Consider the following 18921-nt stretch of genomic DNA (forward strand, 5'->3'; position numbering starts at 1 on the left):
CCCAGCCTCGGCTTCGCGTAGAAAGCCAATGATTTGCTCTTCAGTGAAACGCTTCTTCATGTCCAATCTCCTGGTTACTGGGATTGGACTCTAAAGCTGAGCGCTACTCAAATCAGGGGAGACGTCGGCGGGTATCCTTAATCTGTAATTCGTCTATTTTTCGTTTGGCGGATTCGGTTCCGTGAATTCGTTTTTGATCTGCTCGGAATTTTTCATTAAATTTAATTGAGCGGTCGTAACCATCTTCTGCATAAGACAATGCGGAGCCGCAGATTACCAAACCAACAACAATAGCTTTCAACAGATTCATAGGGCAGTCCTCGCTAAATTCAAAGGTGGCTTGCTGAGCTTTCTCGCTGAGCCCTGCAGGTTCGAATGAATTTTGCGTGATTGAAGTTAACAGCAGCATGAGCCAAGCATTACATTATTGAAATGTAATGCTTCCATTGCGCGGTGACATGAGCGCCTTGCTTCGTCATGTCAGCACCGAGGCGCACCAATCTGCAAGGGCCTATCCTACGAAAAGAATGATTGGAAGATTACAATTTTGTCATCTTCGGATTGACGCCGCATCATCTATCATTAGCGAGCAACGTCGTTTAACGTTTGAGAGGGATCGGCCAGTTATCGGCAAGTTTCAGACGATAATGCACGAACTCGCTTGAGAGTGGTCGCATTTCTGTCAGTGTGGTTTGGAAGGCCAGATGGTATTGGTGCTAGTATTATCTATTACTTTTTTGGGCTCCCTATCCTTGTCTTATGTTATTTAAGGACGGTTAAAAACCAATGGCTCACGAACATAACCATAACACCGAAGCCATAGGCGATAAGCGTTTAATCGCTGCCATTGGCGTTAATACTGTGCTAACTCTGGCACAAGTTGTTGGAGGAATACTTTCTGGCAGTTTATCGCTCATAGCTGACGCGCTACATAACTTGAGCGATGCCGCATCACTGGTTATTGCGCTCATCGCACGTAAAATCGGTCGCAAACCGCCAGATGCTTTTAAAACCTTCGGCTACCGACGCAGTGAAACCATAGCGGCTTTGATTAACTTGGTCACGCTGATTATCGTTGGTCTCTACCTCATCTACGAAGCTATAGGTCGGTTTTTTGCCCCACAGCCCATTGAAGGATGGACAGTGGTCGTGGTGGCGGGAATAGCCTTGATTGTAGATGTCGTCACGGCCTTGCTCACCTACACAATGTCTAAGAATAGCATGAATATAAAGGCGGCATTCTTGCACAATGTGTCGGATGCGCTGGCCTCCGTCGGTGTTATTATTGCCGGAACATTAATCCTTCTGTATGACTGGTATTGGACAGATACTGTACTGACGCTGATGATTGCTGGTTACGTGCTATGGCAGGGCTTTAGCATGCTACCTAAAACCATTCACTTGTTAATGGAGGGCGCACCAGAAGGAGTTTCCATCACTGATATAATCAATGTCATGGAGCAAGTGGACGACGTTGTGAGTGTTCACCACGTACATGTCTGGGAAATTGCCGAACATTCAACTGCATTGGAAGCTCACGTTGTCATCAAGAAGGCTAGCCTGCCCGAAATTGAACGAGTGAAGACTGATTTAAAACGTGTACTTCATGAGCGATTCAAAGTCAGCCACTCGACACTTGAAATGGAGCTAGACGGCAGTGTTTGTATCGACACCAGGCAGGCCGACAGTCATCGCAGCGAAGCATAAGCCTGCTTTGCGCTCACCGCTGTTGCTAGACAGTTATCTCGATATCAACGGAGTGAACTTGCGACATCACTCGTTGGCGCTATGTCTTCGACCAGAGACATGCTAGCGGCATGTGGCCAAAGCAGCTCGTCACGAGGAGATCAGGCTAGGTCGTGGCACCTTCGGCAGGCTGCCGCGACGAGCAAGCCCCGCCAGTCGCTACCGCCGCGGACGCTCAGAGCCAGCGGCGGACTCGTGCACGGTAGCGGGCAAATGATTCGCCGAACAATGTTTCCAGCGCCCACTCTTCGGCTGGGATCTGGAAACGGTTCATGTACAGCACGAAAGCAACTACGCCAAGCAGGGTTAGAGGCGAGGCCAAGACCAGCGCCCAAGCCGCCAGGATAATGGCAAAGCCTAAGTACATGGGGTTGCGGCTGTACCGGTAGATGCCAGCCTCCACTAATGCAGAAGCCTGCTGCGGCTGCAATGGATTAACCGTAGTACGCGCGCGGCGAAACGACAGGACGCCGGCGAGGCACACGCCGAGCCCCAGGAGCAGTATTGGCAAAGCGAAGGTCAGGCGCGCGGTCCATGCCAGTTCGAAACCCGGCAATTTGGTTCCCGACAAACCCATCAGCACAGCGATCAGGCCGGCCACGAGCAGCGGTGGCACGCGGTTTTCCAGCGCGCTCATAGTGTCATTCTCGTGCCTTGGCCACTTCGCTGTTCACCAACTGGCGCAGCGGCTCCGGGCCAAACTCGCTGAGCGCACGACCATTGACAAAAAAAGTCGGCGTGCCACGAACCCCAACGGCTTTAACGTCCTGCATGTCCGTTTCCAGCACGGCGTTGACGCCAGGCGTATGCATGTCCTGGCGGGCCTGTTCCAAGTTCAAACCGACGCGCTCTGCAGCAGCCCATGCCTGCGTTACCTTGGGGTCGTCGTGCCAACCGGGTTGGGCTTCCAGCACAGCCCCCAACACTTGTTCATGGAGATTTTGCTTACGCGCCGCCTCCAGCATTCGCGCCACCTCTTCGGAGCCTTGATGGAACAGTACATAGCGCAGCACCAAACGCACGTCTTCCGGGTTCTCGGCGAGGATCTGCTTCACATAGGGGTGGAAGGCGCGGCATGCCTCGCAGGAAGGGTCAAAGAATTCGACGATGGTCACTGGCGCTTGCGCCGGGCCGAACACTGGTGAGTGGAAGCGAACCAACTGGCCGCCGTTCTGTTTGGGTTGTGTCGCGGTCTCTTGGGCTGTCGAACCGGGAGCCTGGGCCTGTTGAGGCGATTGCGAGGGGGAATAGAAGAATGCGGCGGCAGCAAAGACGGCCAGGATCACGACACTGACGATCAGGACCACGGAACGGCGATTCATGGGGTGGTTCTCCGACGGATGATTATGAGCAGGATGGCGATAAGGATAAAAGCGAACAAGGCGAGTGCCGGCAGGGGCACCACGCCGAAGAGGGTCATTCCGGCGCCTGAGCAGGATGGACCAGTGGCCGTGCAGGGCTGGATCGGCTGTGGAATCAGCCCTGCATAGAGCAGCGTGTGAACAAATGCCAGTGCCGCACCGATAGCGGTCAGCGGCAGGGCATAGTGCCAGACGGTGAAATCCGAGCGGTAGCAGGCGATGGCCAGGATCACCGCCAGCGGAAACATGAAGGCACGCTGGAACCAGCACAACACGCAGGGTGCCTGGCCCATCACCTCACCAATGAACAGCGCGGACAGGGTCGATACCAGTGCGACCAGCCAGGTTAGCAGCAGCAGGTTCCAGGGCATGCCTGAAGGTTGAGGATTCATTGCGGTTAACTCCTGGCGATGGCGAGCACTTGCCTCAGACCCGCCATCCAGTTATTTCGAAACATCATGCATCCTCTTATCGGCAGGACTTGTTAGGACCGTTGCGGACTTCGCCCAACGGCAAAGCGAAAAGCAACCAGCCTCAACGCTGGGTTAAATCCGATGCCAGTGGGAGAATGTCGCCCTTGCGCAACAAGGGAAGATATCAGATGTCGCGGGACTGGCTGGAAGAACACCAGATAGCATTTTATTTCGCGGCGGTGGTGGCCGCTGCCATTGCAGGCCTGAGCTCTGCGCAATTCACCGGACTGACGGCCATGGCCATCACACCGGCGATTGCCGTGCTGATGTATGCCATGTTTCTGCAGATTCCTTTTTTGGAGCTGCGAGAAGCTTTTGCCAACCGCCGCTTCGTCGGTGCCTTGTTGCTGGCCAACTTCCTATTGGTGCCATTGATGGTGTGGCTGGTGACGTGGCCGCTCTCATCGAACAAGGCCTTGTTGGTCGGCGCGCTGCTTGTCCTGCTGACGCCTTGTATCGATTACGTGGTGGTCTTCACCCACCTGGGCAAAGGGGACTCTCGTCTGGTGCTCGCGGCGACGCCATTGCTGCTGTTGCTCCAGCTTCTGCTGCTGCCCCTCTACTTGCGGCTAATCCTTGGCCCCGAAGCCGGCACAGTGATCGAGCTGTGGCCCTTCGCAGAAGCCTTCCTGTTACTGATCGTCCTACCCTTGGTAGCGGCTGTGCTCACCGAATTTGGCGGACGCCGATCTCTGCTGCTTCGCGCATGGAGCGCAGGTTGGGCCTGGCTGCCAGTGCCTGCAATGGCCCTGGTTCTAATCGTGGTGGTGGGTTCGCAGATCGCGGCTGTCGTGTACCAACTCGACATCCTGGCGCCGTTGCTTCCGGTATACGGAGCGTTTCTACTACTCGCTCCGGCCCTCGGCGTACTCAGCTCCCGGCTATTTGGCTTGGAGGCTTCTGCCGCACGGGCAGTGGCCTTTAGCTCAGGCACTCGCAACTCGCTTGTAGTGCTTCCCCTGGCCCTAGCGCTCCCGGAGTCCATTCGCGCGCTGGCCGCGGCGGCTGTGATTACTCAGACACTCGTAGAACTGATTGGTGAATTGATCTACTTACGGGCGATTCCAGCCATGGTCAGAAACAGTTGAGCCTCGTCGAAATCGGCGAGAGCGCTCATGCCTCGTGCTGTGGAGCAAGATTGATCAGCGGCGCAATGATGAGCTGAGCGGAGCGCGCCCAAGAAACCAGTGCCTCAAGATCCATCTGTAGAGATTGGGCTTCTGTCCAGATACAAGCACTCTCGGCAGGCACCGTAAGAGCGATGCCCTCAACTATCGTCAGAGCCATCGCATGCAATCTCAGTAGCTCGTCGCGAATGGAGGTGATTCCACCCAGTTCCACCAAGCAGACGTCCAAGCGATCAACCAGCCGGAGCAGTTGAGAGGTGTCGAAGCTGTCGCGCAGGTTTTCCAACGCCACGGCGTCCACTTCGCCGTACGGTGTAAGGCGGAAGGATGCGGGAGGAATGTTGATCATGGCGTTTTCTCGGTATCTAGCTGGCTAGGTCTGATCACCCGCAGCGAGCCGGCAGCTTGTTGGAACACCGAGTCCTTGATCCAGGGCTCCGGTGGCCGGTTTAGCTTGAGGTTGAATTCGCCGAAGCGCTTGAGGTTGCTGGTCAGGTAGAGTGGTTGGGCCCCCTTCAGCATACATAGCGGAACTGGTGTAGACGACTAGCCCTGAGCTAGGCCTTGGGCTTTCAAGCAGCTCCAATGATCGGCACTGAAGTGCTAGGGAGCGGATTACTTCTAAAATTCTGGCTAACACGCTCACACTTAAAAACGCTTCTGGATATGCTGGAAAAAGGCAAGCCAAGCAGGCGAAAAATTGACACTAACTACTTTCAATACAATGGTTATTTCTTGGGATATAACTCTTCTAAAGATAATGCCGGTAAATACGGATTTGAAGAAAGCCCTGCTGAAATCAAGCAAAAAGTGAAAGAGCTTTTACTAATCTAGCTCGGTCGAACAAACTAGGTCTATTGCTCGTTGAGTGATCGTCTCTGAGCATTTTAACTGCTGCCGTTGCTGGCAGCCATGAGTCAAAAATTGCACTCAACGACAGGCAGCTTTTGGCCGACAGGTGCCTGTCGTCACCGGCTGCAATCGGCCGAGGCTGTGTAAAAACGTTTTCGAGCGCGACAGGTACTCAAAACCGGACTGGAAATCGCGCATCTGGGCGAAATCCACATCTGCTGAGGTGCCGAAAAATTTCAGATTTCACGTAGACGCGCGCACTTCAATTTTGACGAAGCGTTTTTACACACTCTGGGCCAAAAGCAGGCATTAGATGTGACCACGGCACTCGAGGTGATTCAAAACTGCTCTAGACGTTCGTCTTCAGCTGATAGCCATATGGACAGCACACACCACCCAAGGTACGGTTCATTTGCCATGGTAATACGCCATTATCAAGCGATGCCTAGAGGGATTTAGAGTGCACGTTAAAGCCATCAAGCTGATCAACTTCAAAAAATTTCGCGACGAACTTCTAGAATTCAACGACGACGTCAATATTTTCGTCGGCGACAACAATGCTGGTAAAAGCACAATCTTGGAAGCGTTAGAAATTGTGCTCAATTACAATCATCGTGGACGGCCCTTCAACGGCGAGTTCTCCCCTGATCTTTTCAATCAGGATGCCGTCACGCGGTTTCTCGCCTCTGACTTGAGCTCCAAGCACCTGCCCAGCCTTATCATCGAAGCCTACATTGACGGTGTGCCTGAGTACCGAGGCTCGAACAACAGCCTCAAGGCTGACGCCCAGGGCGTCTTGGTACAAGCCTGTTTCGACCCGTCGCTGGAGGCCGTATACGAGAGCCACCTGCTGACCAAGCCGAACATCACCAGCATTCCGATCGAATTCTATAAGGTGGAATGGCTCGATTTCGGTTGGAATCCGATAAAACCGATCGCTAAGAAGTTTAAGGCGCTGTACATCGACCCCACACGTATCCACCCAACCATGGGGAAGAACCAGTACATTTCGAGCATTCTCAACACCGCATTGGCGAAGGAAGAGCTCGTCAAGCTGACCCTCAATTATCGTGAAAACCTGCAGGTGTTTAACAACTCCGGGGAGGTCAGGACGGTCAATGCCAGCCTTGATGCGGGTCACCTTATCACCGATAGCAAGCTCACCATTGCAGCAAGTACGTTACCTGCGGGCTCCATCCAGACCGGCCTACAGCTTGAGGTCGATGATGTGCCTTTTCACCTCATCGGCAAGGGTGAACAGAGCAATGTGCAGATTAAACTGGCCATTCAGAACAAATCCCACGACATCGATCTGGTGATGATGGAAGAGCCCGAAAATCATCTATCTCACACCAATCTGAACAAGCTTGTGCACTACATCGAAACCCAGCGAGGAGACAAGCAGCTGTTCCTGACCACCCACAGCTCGTATGTGTTGAACAAGCTGAGTATCGACAAAATTTGCCTTGTGCAGTCAGGGTACAAAAGGCTGCACACGCTAGACGCTAAAGTGGTGAAGACCCTCAAGCGTCTTCCTGGCTACGACACCTTGCGGGTGGCACTGTCGGGCAAGGTCATCCTGGTCGAGGGGCCGTCGGACGAACTGGTGCTCAAGAAAATCTACCAACGAAAACACAACCGACTGCCTGAGCAGGACGGGATAGATATCATCGTGGTACGCGGTGTAGGTTTCAAGACGTTCATCGAAGTCGGTAAAGAGATCGGCACCAAGATCCATGTGCTCAGGGATAATGACGGCGACTATAACGGTAACGTTGTACAAGGACGTCTGGAATACGCTGCGTTTCCTAACATCAAGCTGTACTCGTCGATGAACGACGCCGAATTTTCGCTTGAGCCAGCGATGATTTATGCCAACGCAGTTGACATTAAAACCCTTGACGCTTTCGCAAAGGAAGTCTTGTCGACGGAAACCTTCAATATCTACAACGCAGAGGTCTCTCTGGAGGATCGAAGGGAAAATTTGATCCGTTGGTTCAAGAGCGTAAAGGGCAACGGTAAAGGCGCTCGCAAGGTCGACTCTGCGGTCAAACTGTTCGATGGCGCACTGGACTTCAAGTACCCAGCCTTTCTAGACGAGGTGCTCGATTTTGCCTAACGAACTCTGGGTCGCAGGCGCCGGATCAGGGAAAACGCACAAGATCATTACTGAAGCCATTGAGACCATCAAGGCTGGTGGACGTGTGCTTGTAGTCACCTATACAACCAATAATCAGGCAGAGTTGCGCTCTCGTTTTGTTGAGTTGTACGGTGCTAGCAGTGAGCACTTCGTCGTCAAGGGGCTGTTCTCTTTTTACCTGGAAGATATGGTGCGTCCCTATCAGAGCGAGGTATTTCCAGATCGGATCACGACTATCTCGTTCACTGAGAACAACCCTCACTTAATATCAGGTACAACCTACTACATTGAAGGCAGAGCTGAAAAATCGGAAGATGGCACGATCAATCCACTGCATTACCTGACGCCCTGCAAAACAAAGGCGTACTCCGGGTTTTTGGCAAAGCTTGCGACCCTCATTGCGAAACTATCCAAAAATGCCCCTGCCAAGCGGTTGAAGGAGATTTATCAAAGGGTCTATTTTGATGAAGTGCAGGATTTGGTCGGTTGGGACTACGACGTGATCAAATCACTCAACAAGGTCATGGTCGACTCGATCTGTTGTGTGGGCGACTTTCGACAGACAATCTACACAACGACGTTCGGCCATAAGGCTCCGCAGACGCCTCAACAGAAGGTCGATTACTTCGTCGGGAAAATGAAGTTCGAAAAGCATTCGATGCCGAAGAATCGCAGGTGCATACAAGAAATCTGCGACCTCTCCGACACGATCCACCTGGGGCTGTATGACAAGACGGTAACAGGTGTCGAGAAAGTGCCAGACGAAATATCGCATCACCATGGCACCTTCATAGTGAAACAATCTCAGGTGAGCGATTACTTGGCAGCGTTTCAGCCTCAAGTACTGCGCTGGTCGTCCACCACCGGCACTGGATACCTACCGGGTAACCTTATCTGTTATACGTTCGGTTCCTGCAAAGGCTTAGGCTTTGATCGAGTGCTTGTGATCCCGTCAGATAAACATCTGAAGTTCATTGGCGGAAATGCCAAAGTGTTCGACAAGGATAAGACGGAGGAGTCGCGAAACAAGCTATACGTCGCGATTACCCGCGCGCGCTATAGCCTGGCCTTCCTCGTCGAGGATAAGAAGGTGAAAGGGCTCCCTTACCCCATATGGGATGGCTCTGGCGCGCTCAATGCAGTGATCGAAAAGTGAGGCGGAGAGGCTGACGACTCATGTTGAGTGACGAGAAGCCGCCTCTCCCCGCGGACATTTCAGGAGCAATACCATGACGATGGCCCATGAGCGCACCCGTAGCGTTGTTCAAACACGGGACTTCCTACAGGAGCTGGCTAGGGACACGAGCCTTCCTGAAAACGTACGGTACCAAGCAAATAATCTACTTCGGCATTACCCGACAGCAGAAGCCGTCTGGTTGGCTGGTCGAGTGGAAGAGCGATCCAAGCAAGAGCTTTCCCTATTGGCCGACAAGCATGGACCTCTACATCCGGTGTTAGTCAGCTGGCTGTTAAATGATCCGATGTTTTCGGATCACGGAGCCAGCTGAGCCGGGGCGCAACACTGGCAAGAGGATCCCCCTCGTCAGGTGTTCAAGGGGCAGATGCTGGCTGTGGCCTTGATGTCCATCATGCCGTTTAAATAGGCCCCGTTTATCTCTGAGCGGCCCGAAGGGAGCCGTGCACTGGGCGTGATTGACATACCGCCGTGCCGTAACAGCTTCCCTCGTATCTATAATTGGTGGCTCAGCTAGGAGCCATCATGAGTTTGTTGCCGATTGAATCTGTTTTGCCCGCTTTAAGAGATGCCTTGTCTGCACGTAATGAAGTTGTACTTGAGGCAGCGCCGGGGGCAGGCAAAACAACGCGAGTACCAATAGCGCTGCTGGAAGAGCCTTGGCTGGCCGACCAGACTATTGTCATGCTCGAACCACGTCGACTAGCTGCCAGAGCCGCAGCTGAGCGACTGGCGAGCGAGCTGGGAGAAAGCGTTGGGCAAACAGTCGGCTATCGAATTCGCTTGGAGAGTAAGGTCGGACCACAGACTCGAATTGAAGTAGTGACTGAAGGCATTCTTACTCGTCGGCTTCAAGACGATCCTGCCCTAGATGGCGTTGGGCTGCTCATATTTGATGAGTATCATCTGCGTAGTCTCGATGCCGATCTGGCGTTGGCCTTGTGTCTCAACGGCCGTGAGTTGTTGCGCGACGAACCGCCGCTGAAGGTGCTGCTGATGTCCGCCACGCTGGAAGGCGAGCGCCTGTCGCGCCTGCTGGACGAGGCGCCTGTGGTACGCAGCGAAGGTCGCATGTATCCGGTGGAGCAGCGTTGGGGGCGGCCGAGTCAGATCGGCGAGGCGCTCGAACCCCGGGTGGTACAGACCATGCTCCAGGCCCTGGCCGATGAACCTGGCAGCCTGCTGGTGTTCCTCCCCGGCCAGGCGGAGATTCGCCGCGTCGCCGAGCAGTTGGCCGAGCGCCTCGCTGGCCGGTCAGAGATCCTGCTCTGCCCGCTCCACGGTGAACTGGACCTCGCTGCCCAGCGCGCGGCCATCGAGCCGGCACCGGCGGGCAAGCGCAAGGTGGTGCTGGCCACCAACATCGCCGAGACCAGCCTGACCATCGATGGCGTGCGCGTGGTGGTGGACGCGGGCCTGGAGCGTGTACCGCGCTTCGACCCGGCCAGTGGCATGACTCGCCTGGACACCCAGCGTATTTCCCGCTCCTCCGCGACCCAGCGTGCCGGCCGTGCCGGCCGTCTGCAGCCGGGTGCCTGCTACCGGCTCTGGTCTGAGGCCCAGCATGAGCAACTGGCCGCCCACGGGAGCGCGGAAATCCTCCAGGCCGACCTTGCCGGACTGGCGTTGCAACTGGCGCGCTGGGGGATTGGTGATCCCAATGAACTGGCCTGGCTCGATCCGCCGCCCACGGCTGCCTACGCCCAGGGCCGTGACCTGCTGCAACGCCTCGGCGCACTGGCCGACGATGGCAACTTGACCCGCCATGGCCAGGCCATGGCCGAACTGCCCGCCCATCCGCGCATTGCCCACCTGCTGTTACGTGGCCACGCCCTGGGACTCGGCGGCCTGGCCTGTGACCTCGCCGCCCTACTGGGCGAGCGCGACATCCTGCGTGGTGGCGGTGCCGACCTGCACAGCCGCCTCGCCTTGCTGGCCGGTAACGACAAGGCAGCGCGTGGCGCTCGTGGCGGCGTGCAGCGTGCTCGCCAGCTGGCGCGGCAGTTCCGTTCCTACCTGCGTGGCCCGGCCAGCGAGCCGGTGGCCGATCCGGATCACCCGCGCTGGCTCGGCTGCCTGCTGGCGTTCGCCTACCCGGACCGCATTGCCCAGCAACGTCGTGCCGGAGGGGCCGATTATCGGCTGGCCAATGGCCGTGCAGCCACCTTTGGCGAGCCGGATGCGCTGATGAAGGAGCCCTGGTTGGTGATCGCCGATCTCGGTAGCCGCCAGGGCCAGCGTGAAGAGCGCATCTATCTCGCGGCCGACCTTGATCCCGCACTGTTCGACGGCCCTCTGGCCGAACAGGTAAGGTGCCAGGACCTGCTCGACTGGGAAGAGCGCGAAGGTGTGCTGCGCGCCGAACGTCAGGTGAAAGTGGGTGAGTTGGTGCTGGCCCGCGAAGCCCTTGCCGAACTGGATGACGAGGCCCGCTCGCGTGCGCTGCTCGGTCTGGTGCGACGCAAGGGGCTGGAGCTGCTGCCGTGGAGTGCGGAGCTGCGCCAGTGGCAGGCGCGGGTGGCGCTGCTGCGCCGACTGGACCTGGCCGACACGGGCAGCAGCGAATGGCCAGACCTCTCCGACGCGGCGCTTCTGGCCAGCCTGGAGGAGTGGCTGCAGCCCTGGCTGGGCAAGGTCAGCCGCCTCAGCCATTTCGCCAACCTCGACCTCGCCGGCATCCTCCATGGCCTGCTGCCCTGGCCGCTGCCGCAACGCCTCGACGAGCTGGCGCCGCGTACGCTGGAAGTGCCCTCCGGCTCGCGCATCCGCCTCGACTACAGCGACGAGATGCCGGTTCTCGCGGTGCGCCTCCAAGAGCTGTTCGGCCTCGCCGACACTCCGCGCATCGCCGGTGGCCGTCAGGGCGTCAAGCTGCACCTGCTGTCCCCGGCCCAGCGCCCGGTGCAGGTCACCCAGGACCTGGCGAGTTTCTGGCGCAATACCTACGCGGAAGTGAAGAAAGATTTACGAGGTAGGTACCCTAAGCATTACTGGCCTGAGGACCCGCTTGTGGCCCAGGCTACAGCTAGAGCTAAGCCGCGAAAATCGTAGGCTGTTGCTCAATGCGGGCGTGTGAACCGGAACCCAGTGTTGCCTCGAGAGCAACGCAGGTTGGCTCTCTGTTGAGTGTGCCAGTCAACCGGCGTACTAGGGCCGTGCGAGTTTTACCGTATTGCCATTCGTAGAGTCGACGTGCCCGTTTTTTGCAGATTTCGGCCCTTTGTAAATGTGTGCTCCGGAACTTAAGCGACGGTTCACCCTTGACACCCTAGTGGAGGATCATAGATGTCGTGGACTTTGGCGGCATCGACCATGCATTCCTGGTTGATCACAACGGCCAAGTGATCTTCAGCCTTGACAAGGGTCAGGTGATGACGAACCTCAAGGACATCTATCCGGACAGAGCCCTACGGATTGAGTCGGGCATTCAGGATGCCACCTTGCACGGGCAGGAGCGGATTGTCTCTTTCGCCCCAGTGAACGACCGGTAAACGTCGTCGTCATTAGACACGCGCTTTATGGACGCTTCGGCAGTGAAGCGAGTTGTATCGCAACATTCAAAGGTGGTTATGCCAATGCTCCCAGCTTTTGACTGACTCCGTATTCTCTTCCTCTTCCTCTTCCTTTGTCTCTTTCTTGAGATCTTCTTGCCGAAGTTGCTTTAGCTTCTCCAGTTCACGCACGTACTCGTCAACTGGCATACCATTTTTTAATGCGTTCAGAAGTAGCTCCTCGGCCTGGTCATATATACGGTTAGTCCTGATTATATGGGCAGATGAAACGATGTCTTCGTATCCATCAAGTTTGGCGAATGCAAGATGAATATACCGTTCTACCGAGAGGGGATCTTTGTGGCCAGTCCACAGCATGACGTCGTAAAGAAACTTTTTGCTATTAAGCAGGGCGCTTCTGAAGTCGTCCTTTTGCTTGAACTTGTGTCTTTTGATTAGGAGTACGAAAAGATTGGTGATGAAAGCATGGCGGAACATGTGTGCACAGACTTTTTCTTCGATGCCGGCGTGACTTCTAAGTTGAATCATTTCATTCGTAATACTGCAGGCACCGAGCGGCTTACCAGTCTTTTCTTGAACAAAGAGTCTGTCGTGATCCGTGTCCTTGAAGTTGCGAAGAGATATTCTGCGGGCAAACTGAATATATTTCTTAGCTTCGCTTAGTACCACTCTTGAAATCGGGATAAAACGCTCGGAATAGGTTCCACGTTTCAAGGTTCGCAGACGTAGCAATGGGAACGACATGTTCATGGCATTACGTATGTCCGAAACGGTAATTTCAATTATCTCGCTGCGTCGAGCGCCCGTATGCTCAAGCAAGGAAATCACCAGATTCCGTCGAAGTTGAAGGTGTCTCGATGGGTGGATTTTGTTTGCTGAATCTCGCAAAAGCTTTATATGTTCGCTCGGGATCGGATCGCGCGTGTGGTAGCGCGTTCCAGATACATGAAGAGAGTGGTGATGCAGATAACTCCGCTTTATCGTTCTTCCTGAGCGCGTTGTGATAGTAAATGTTTTCATTACGGCGCGGATGGTTCCATTCTCTGATACAAATGCATCGTCGCCATAAAGACGTCCTACGAATTGCAAAAAATCTAGACAGATCCTACCAATTGCTAGGAGTGTAGTTTCGGTGCGCCTATTTACAGTGGGATCGTTGACAGATCGCTCCTTTCTTAATTCGTCAATGAAGTCTGAGAACTGTTGGTCAGACAGTCCTATAAAGTCAGTTCGGTATCTGAAGCAGTAGCGAACTAGTGGGCTTATTTTGGATGCATACTCCCCAATGCTTCCGCCTTTACCGCCGTGCCTTGATAGGCCTTTTCCACCTCGGCCAGGGCGGTCACGTAGTGCGAGCATGTAGAGATTTGCGACGTTATTGGGCGTGCCATCAGGCCAACAGCAAAACGGCAGGCCAGAACCATCTTTTGTTATAGTACTTCCATGCGCATGGTAGCTAAAGAGTGTTAGCTCTTTAAGTGGTTTAAATAGTTGTTGGCGAAGGTGGTTTGTCACTTGCGATACTCCTCCAGTCGCGTAACTCGCCCGTCTCCGGAAGAAGGGGAGGGGGGGGGTGGCTGTTCTGGAGGGAGGCTCAGTAGAGCAGTAAGTGCCTGAACGGCATCGCTTGCCCGCTTTTCAAGTAGAGCGGGATCTAGATTGCTACGTATATTTCTTAACTCGTTAATTGCCAGGCTTAATCCCTGGAGGAGGACCATGTTGGCGCAGCGCTGCTTATCAAGTCTCTCCTCTAGTTCAGTTACTAGTCGCGAAAGTCCGGACTTAGTGCGTTTTGTTGAAGTGGCCTCTTTGCTGCCATTGACCTTCTCAATGGCCCTCAATGCCGCTAGGCGGAGGGTATCAAGTTCCTTAAATCCTCCCTTGAACTGTAAGTTGGCGTGAGATTTTAAAGTGTTGATGCTCATTGGGGATTTTGACTTTATAGCCCCTGAGTCCTCGAAATTGAATTCGAGCTTGGCTAGCGCTCCTTGGCTTCTGAGAGCCTTTAGAATGTTCTCGTTTTTGGAAAAATAGTCAGGATTACGGTAGATTAGCTTTAAAAGTTCACTGGTTATTAATGTGGCGCTAGCATGTGGCTCTAGGTCGGAGATTTTTTTCATTTAGTCTGTGCTCTGAATTTTTACTACCACGCGCATATGTTGGCCGGTTTCGTCTGTGAAAAACTCTGGCTCAATCTGGACTTTCCCTGTCTTTATCATGTCGGTGATTGCGTCTTCAAGTTCAGCAGTGTCTACTAGAGCAAAATTATCTGTGTTGTAACGAATTTTTAGTATTTCGGCTAGATCTTCGTAAGCAGTGATATCGCCATTATGCAAGCTTTCTGCTATGAACTGAGCCTTAGCGCTACGCAAAACTGCACCATCAGTGGACTCAGTAATGTAATTCCAAACATGCTGCATGTCGGTGTGCCCGAGCATCCACTGCAGTGTCTCCAGTCCTCCAAAACTGCTCGAGTGGAAGAATACCATGGAGAAAAAGCGTCGAAGTTGATGTTGTCGGATATAGTACCTTTCTCCTTTTGAATTTAGTGGTAGTTCGAAATAATCGCACAACAAGTCTAGGTTTCTATTGTAGGCATACATTGTTTGCTGACTAAGCCCGGCATTTCCGAGGAGTCCGGGGGGGGCAAAGAGGCTAGTCATTTCAGTTATGAATCCGCTTTTTAAAAGTCTCTGCTGCATGGAAATTAAGTTTTTAATCATTTTTACGGCAATGGGTTCGATTGGGCGTGCTTGGCGTTGTCTTATGCCGAACAGGTTGGATGTGCTTTTTCTATTTAAGAAGATCAACCATCTTTCGCTTTTATCTAGGCAGTCAGTCGAGTGCAAATCGAGCATTTCTCCTATTCGGCGAGCCATGATTGTTCCAACTACCATCTGGACACATCCAATATAGATGCGTAAGCACTCAATCAGTCCCACATTATTTCTGAGTTCTATGAAGTAATTTGACTGCTTTCTCAGTGCGCCGTGCCTAATAGACACCGTTTGACATACAAGCCCAAGCTTCCTAATTCCCATGTCGATAAGCTCAGGGGGCATAATGTCTTGTAACTCTCCATTGGTAAGTTGCGTAGGGGCAATTCCATTGAGGTTGCAATGCTCTGCCATGCGGCAGAAACCTTCTATTAGAAGTTCTCCATACTTGAAATGGTACTCGATTGATTTTCTGAAGGCGTCTCTCACTATTGGGTACGGCAGCGTCCGAAACCGAGCAGCTTCAGAGAGTGATGGTTCATAATCAAGTATCTGCTTCAGCTCTGATACTTCGGGAGCTGGAAGCCCAATTTCATGAAGAATTCCAAGGTTGTATGTTAAAAATCTGTAGGCGCGAAATGGACCGGATGTCATTGCTTCATGGTCACCTGTCCTGACCGATGAACCGGGATACTCTCTCGATATTATTTCTCTCTCATTATCAGTATAGAATTCTAATGAGCTTAATGTTTTTAGTTTTAGATGCCCGCCTTTCAGTGTGTTGGCATAAAGCGATTTCGCTAGCTGCAAGGTGTTAGGGGTGCGGACTCCAGCAGTTGATCTTTTTTTATAATATCCATGCAAATGCAAGGCAGCTCTTGCATAAGGTATTAAATCAAAAGGTATTTCCAGGTGATGCTCATCTAGTTGTTCGTCAGTCACAATGCGCATTCGTGGATATTGATCTAGAATGCTATCGAGTTCGATAGAACTGGAAGTGTTTATTAAGCTTAAACAAAATTTGCTGATAGTCTTGGTCCACTCGTAAACCGACTCTTCCGAACCGTTGACGCTTGAGAAGACGTCTAGCATTCTCTTCATGTGATGGCTGTTGATTCCAGCCAATCCGAATCTGGATAGCTGATATTCTTTTGCATTCAGAAGAATGTAATCGGCAACGTGAATGGCCCTGTTAAACATCGTCATCTGTGCGGCTAGTGAACCTAATTCGATCGCCGATCCTCGAACAGAACGTGTAGATGTTGTTAAAAAATACTTTAGCCCGTCTAGTAATGGCTTGTTTTTTTGGGCAAGCAGAGAAGTTTCGTCGTCTAATGTAATGTCCCAGTTGATCGTGTTGGGGGTCGCAAAATTGAAATCATATTTCCATATGTGCAAGTCGAAATCACTCAGCAACCAACTTGATTTTTTGTATTCTGTCCTAGGGTCGGTGTAGAACGCTTTTAGGAAGTCTAGCTCTGCTGGTAATTCAACATTCATATATCAACTTCTCCATTCTGCGGGGGTTACACCTCTGCTCGGCGACATAAAGGTGGTCTTTCAGTAGTGCGTCATTATCCCTTCTGATCTCGGCAACAACGGCCTTCGTTAGATCTGCCCAGTATCGTGCTACTCCTGTCACTTCTTCGGGTCGTTCCGCTGTAGCCACTGCTTTCTCTAATGATACGAGGGCGGTCATTATCCCTGGATCCACTGAGATGTAGACCTCTGAGTACTGATTCGCTGAATAGGGTTCAGTTGTTTGAGTGTTCTCCGGGTTGACCAGGTGGTCAGGGATGTCTTTTAGTGCATGGTTCTTAAGAAATAGATTTAACTCTTCCATTGTCTCGAAGTCTGCGGCCTCTATGAGGAAGCTGCTATCTTTCATCGCGTCACAGATTAAGCCGCGCTGAAAAATTCTTATCCAGCGGGCTTGGAAGAAGGCTAGTATTGACTCCGGCAGGTAGTGAGAAAGTTGCAGGCAGTCGTGGTTTGCGTGGCCGAGCGCTTTGGACATGGCTTCGACGCTTTGGGTTTTTAAATATACCTCTACCCCACATGAGGCTCGAAGACTAGAAAGGGTGACTCGAGATAAGAAATTTTTTAGTTCAGTACCCCTCAAGGAAGTATGATTTGAAAATTGTTGTGCAAGTCGTTCAAAAATCCGTGTGTGTTTATCGAATAGCGCTTTGTTCCAAGTCGGAATTACAGCGCTCCGCGGGTGACCGAAACCCTTCCCGCAGGTCAGGAATAACTCCTTCCATCGGCTGTCGCCAATTCCCTTGAGATATTTTCTTAACGGTGCTGTGATCTTTATTACTTCGAAGATTCGCTTTGTTGAGTTCGCGTTTAGTTGTATTTTCTGCTCGCTTAGCTTTCCACCTCTTCTATCCTTGAAGCCGACCAACTGATACCCGGTGTCGGTTTTCACAAAGCCGGATCTTCTACCTTTGTCGTCATACAAACGAAAATTCTTAAGGAAAGATTCTGTGATCTCATTGTGCTCTGCTACCAGTAAGCATTGGTAGGGATAAAGAGTGCCAGCAGCCGGAAGTCCAAGTATATTTGCGACATCAGCAGATAATATGGTGTATCCGTATTGGTGTTCGAAGTCCATGCGCGAGGATGGAAAGCCGTTGCTTTGAAAAATCGCGCAAATTGATTCGTGATCGTAACTCCGACGCTGCCAGCCTTTTCGAGGTTTGATTTCCGAGGAGTTTATCCGTGTGGTTGCGAGTATACGAAGTTGGACTCTCGAGTAAAGTTCATTGGCTTGTTCTGTTGCCCAGGATTTTACGGTTTCGATGTCTTTGTGGATACTTTTGAATAATATTTCTATTGCCTCGTTATCAGTTATTTCGAGAGGGACTCTAGTGATAAGTTTTTCATGGATTTCCACCCCCTCATCAGACACGGACACTCTTGTTTGCGCTCTGTGTTGTTTGGGGCGGATGGGCCGTGGTAGTCCATCCCCAAAAGGGGTTGCCCAAACTCCTGATTGTATAAAGGCCTCTTCGCAGTTCGATATGAACCTGTTCCACGTTTTTATCTGGGTTGGTATATTTAGATTTTCTCTATATGCGGTTAAGAAGTGCTCCTTCATGAAGTGCAAAAAGAATGATTTTATATTTTCTGGGTTTTGGAAGGTTGTAGTTGGCCACTCCAAAGAGTTCTTCGATAAATAGCTGGCCAGCTTGTTGCACAATGTGGTGTTGCATCTTGCTTGCTTGGCCGAAAAAGTCTTCCATGTCCGGTAGTACTCTTCTGTAAACTCAGGGCCATGGGAGTGCCATAGTTCTCCCAGCGCGAGAAAACTTGGTACTCCTTTTAGGGAGTCGACTTGCCATCCGTTCCAATAGCGCAAGGCCAATGGGTTCAATTTTTTCTGCTGGGAATCCCAGAGTTCTTTCCCTTCTTCGAGGTCGGCCATCAAATAGTCGAAATTGGGCATGCCTGGAATTTCGTCGCGCAGACTTGTAAGTGTTTCTACGAAACGTCGAGCCCAGCGAATCCGAACAGGCTCTTTGCTATCGGCCAAAGTTCTTGATCGCAATGCACCGACAAAACCGATGATGATCGGCTCGCAGCTTCGACTCGACAGATGGACGTAGGAGAGTTCTGCCTCGATGAGTTGGAGGTAGCACTCGAGCAGCTTCAGCGGAACGTTAATCAACTCCGACGACGCGTGGGTTTGAAAGGCCTTGGCTAGGGGCTCCGAAATTTTTCGGAATGGATAGTTGGGTAAGAACAGGGTGCTGCTGATGATTGTCAACGAATTCTTGTCCTTGCTTTGGGGTG

General features: G+C 52.4%; 17 protein-coding genes and 1 pseudogene. 8 read left to right on the forward strand and 10 right to left on the reverse strand.

Features of this window, described 5'->3' with window-relative positions; translation table 11 throughout:
- Nucleotides 1–112 precede the first annotated feature (112 nt).
- On the reverse strand, nt 113–409 hold the full coding sequence (locus G7026_RS00005; protein ID WP_258190126.1) for a hypothetical protein: 297 nt from the start codon (nt 407–409) through the stop codon (nt 113–115).
- Between the two features lie 377 nt (nt 410–786).
- Here G7026_RS00005 and G7026_RS00010 point away from each other — a divergent pair, with 377 nt between their 5' ends.
- Entirely contained in the window at nt 787–1707 is a 921-nt protein-coding gene (locus G7026_RS00010; RefSeq protein WP_008569956.1) for a cation diffusion facilitator family transporter, read from the forward strand.
- Between the two features lie 214 nt (nt 1708–1921).
- Here G7026_RS00010 and G7026_RS00015 read toward each other — a convergent pair whose 3' ends face one another.
- From G7026_RS00015 to G7026_RS00025, 3 genes are read right to left on the reverse strand one after another with little or no spacing between them, the layout of a single operon-like run.
- Nucleotides 1922–2383 carry a methyltransferase family protein gene (locus G7026_RS00015; protein WP_003292672.1) on the reverse strand — a complete coding sequence of 154 codons (462 nt, stop codon included), beginning with the start codon at nt 2381–2383 and terminating at the stop codon, nt 1922–1924.
- Between the two features lie 4 nt (nt 2384–2387).
- On the reverse strand, nt 2388–3068 hold the full coding sequence (locus G7026_RS00020; protein ID WP_008569955.1) for a DsbA family protein: 681 nt from the start codon (nt 3066–3068) through the stop codon (nt 2388–2390).
- Entirely contained in the window at nt 3065–3499 is a 435-nt protein-coding gene (locus G7026_RS00025; protein ID WP_003292674.1) for a disulfide bond formation protein B, read from the reverse strand. Before G7026_RS00025 ends, G7026_RS00020 begins: the two co-directional genes overlap by 4 nt.
- 209 nt (nt 3500–3708) lie before the next feature.
- Between G7026_RS00025 and G7026_RS00030 the strand changes: the two genes are divergently transcribed.
- The gene (locus G7026_RS00030) at nt 3709–4668 is read left to right on the forward strand and encodes an arsenic resistance protein (protein ID WP_003292675.1); all 960 of its coding nucleotides are present in this window, start codon (nt 3709–3711) and stop codon (nt 4666–4668) included.
- 25 nt (nt 4669–4693) lie between these two features.
- Here the strand turns inward: G7026_RS00030 and tnpC are convergent, their stop codons facing one another.
- Complete coding sequence (tnpC, locus tag G7026_RS00035) at nt 4694–5056, reverse strand: Tn3 family transposase post-transcriptional regulator TnpC (RefSeq protein WP_003292676.1); 363 nt, start codon at nt 5054–5056, stop codon at nt 4694–4696.
- Nucleotides 5053–5229 carry a hypothetical protein gene (locus tag G7026_RS00040; protein WP_003292677.1) on the reverse strand — a complete coding sequence of 59 codons (177 nt, stop codon included), beginning with the start codon at nt 5227–5229 and terminating at the stop codon, nt 5053–5055. The genes tnpC and G7026_RS00040 overlap by 4 nt, the downstream gene beginning before the upstream one ends.
- 63 nt (nt 5230–5292) lie before the next feature.
- Here G7026_RS00040 and G7026_RS00045 point away from each other — a divergent pair, with 63 nt between their 5' ends.
- From G7026_RS00045 to G7026_RS00070, 6 genes and pseudogenes are all read left to right on the forward strand, one after another.
- Complete coding sequence (locus tag G7026_RS00045; RefSeq protein ID WP_101153433.1) at nt 5293–5541, forward strand: hypothetical protein; 249 nt, start codon at nt 5293–5295, stop codon at nt 5539–5541.
- Between the two features lie 478 nt (nt 5542–6019).
- Complete coding sequence (locus G7026_RS00050; RefSeq protein ID WP_015275579.1) at nt 6020–7678, forward strand: ATP-dependent nuclease; 1659 nt, start codon at nt 6020–6022, stop codon at nt 7676–7678.
- On the forward strand, nt 7671–8855 hold the full coding sequence (locus tag G7026_RS00055; RefSeq protein ID WP_003292679.1) for a UvrD-helicase domain-containing protein: 1185 nt from the start codon (nt 7671–7673) through the stop codon (nt 8853–8855). Before G7026_RS00050 ends, G7026_RS00055 begins: the two co-directional genes overlap by 8 nt.
- Before the next feature lie 73 nt (nt 8856–8928).
- Nucleotides 8929–9207, forward strand: a complete 279-nt coding sequence (locus G7026_RS00060) for a BPSL0761 family protein (RefSeq protein ID WP_015275580.1) — start codon at nt 8929–8931, stop codon at nt 9205–9207.
- A 212-nt stretch (nt 9208–9419) separates the two neighbouring features.
- A complete protein-coding gene (hrpB, locus tag G7026_RS00065) occupies nt 9420–11945 on the forward strand; it encodes an ATP-dependent helicase HrpB (RefSeq protein WP_003292681.1) in 2526 nt (841 codons plus the stop codon).
- A 224-nt stretch (nt 11946–12169) separates the two neighbouring features.
- A pseudogene (locus G7026_RS00070) lies at nt 12170–12373 on the forward strand (chemotaxis protein); the annotation flags it as partial.
- 78 nt (nt 12374–12451) lie between these two features.
- Here the strand turns inward: G7026_RS00070 and G7026_RS22525 are convergent.
- The 4 genes from G7026_RS22525 to G7026_RS00090 are packed head-to-tail and all read right to left on the reverse strand — an operon-like array spanning nt 12452 to nt 18574.
- Nucleotides 12452–13921, reverse strand: a complete 1470-nt coding sequence (locus G7026_RS22525; protein ID WP_063613243.1) for a tyrosine-type recombinase/integrase — start codon at nt 13919–13921, stop codon at nt 12452–12454.
- The gene (locus tag G7026_RS00080; protein WP_015275582.1) at nt 13918–14526 is read right to left on the reverse strand and encodes a hypothetical protein; all 609 of its coding nucleotides are present in this window, start codon (nt 14524–14526) and stop codon (nt 13918–13920) included. The genes G7026_RS22525 and G7026_RS00080 overlap by 4 nt, the downstream gene beginning before the upstream one ends.
- Nucleotides 14527–16623 (reverse strand): phage integrase, encoded by a 2097-nt coding sequence (locus tag G7026_RS00085; protein WP_015275583.1) that lies wholly within the window; start codon nt 16621–16623, stop codon nt 14527–14529.
- Nucleotides 16613–18574 carry a hypothetical protein gene (locus G7026_RS00090; RefSeq protein ID WP_138407004.1) on the reverse strand — a complete coding sequence of 654 codons (1962 nt, stop codon included), beginning with the start codon at nt 18572–18574 and terminating at the stop codon, nt 16613–16615. The genes G7026_RS00085 and G7026_RS00090 overlap by 11 nt, the downstream gene beginning before the upstream one ends.
- Between the last annotated feature and the right edge of the window lie 347 nt (nt 18575–18921).

Origin of the sequence: Stutzerimonas azotifigens (assembly GCF_013522725.1) — a bacterium.
In the GTDB taxonomy this organism is placed as follows: Bacteria; Pseudomonadota; Gammaproteobacteria; order Pseudomonadales; family Pseudomonadaceae; genus Stutzerimonas; species Stutzerimonas azotifigens_A.

Bases quoted from the DNA above. Each gene is read 5' to 3' on its own strand.
- G7026_RS00005 (WP_258190126.1), bottom strand. From the start codon at position 409: ATGCTGCTGTTAACTTCAATCACGCAAAATTCATTCGAACCTGCAGGG.
- G7026_RS00010 (WP_008569956.1), top strand. From the start codon at position 787: ATGGCTCACGAACATAACCATAACACCGAAGCCATAGGCGATAAGCGT.
- G7026_RS00015 (WP_003292672.1), bottom strand. From the start codon at position 2,383: ATGAGCGCGCTGGAAAACCGCGTGCCACCGCTGCTCGTGGCCGGCCTG.
- G7026_RS00020 (WP_008569955.1), bottom strand. From the start codon at position 3,068: ATGAATCGCCGTTCCGTGGTCCTGATCGTCAGTGTCGTGATCCTGGCC.
- G7026_RS00025 (WP_003292674.1), bottom strand. From the start codon at position 3,499: ATGAATCCTCAACCTTCAGGCATGCCCTGGAACCTGCTGCTGCTAACC.
- G7026_RS00030 (WP_003292675.1), top strand. From the start codon at position 3,709: ATGTCGCGGGACTGGCTGGAAGAACACCAGATAGCATTTTATTTCGCG.
- tnpC (WP_003292676.1), bottom strand. From the start codon at position 5,056: ATGATCAACATTCCTCCCGCATCCTTCCGCCTTACACCGTACGGCGAA.
- G7026_RS00040 (WP_003292677.1), bottom strand. From the start codon at position 5,229: ATGCTGAAGGGGGCCCAACCACTCTACCTGACCAGCAACCTCAAGCGC.
- G7026_RS00045 (WP_101153433.1), top strand. From the start codon at position 5,293: ATGATCGGCACTGAAGTGCTAGGGAGCGGATTACTTCTAAAATTCTGG.
- G7026_RS00060 (WP_015275580.1), top strand. From the start codon at position 8,929: ATGACGATGGCCCATGAGCGCACCCGTAGCGTTGTTCAAACACGGGAC.
- hrpB (WP_003292681.1), top strand. From the start codon at position 9,420: ATGAGTTTGTTGCCGATTGAATCTGTTTTGCCCGCTTTAAGAGATGCC.
- G7026_RS00080 (WP_015275582.1), bottom strand. From the start codon at position 14,526: ATGAAAAAAATCTCCGACCTAGAGCCACATGCTAGCGCCACATTAATA.
- G7026_RS00085 (WP_015275583.1), bottom strand. From the start codon at position 16,623: ATGAATGTTGAATTACCAGCAGAGCTAGACTTCCTAAAAGCGTTCTAC.
- G7026_RS00090 (WP_138407004.1), bottom strand. From the start codon at position 18,574: ATGCCCAATTTCGACTATTTGATGGCCGACCTCGAAGAAGGGAAAGAA.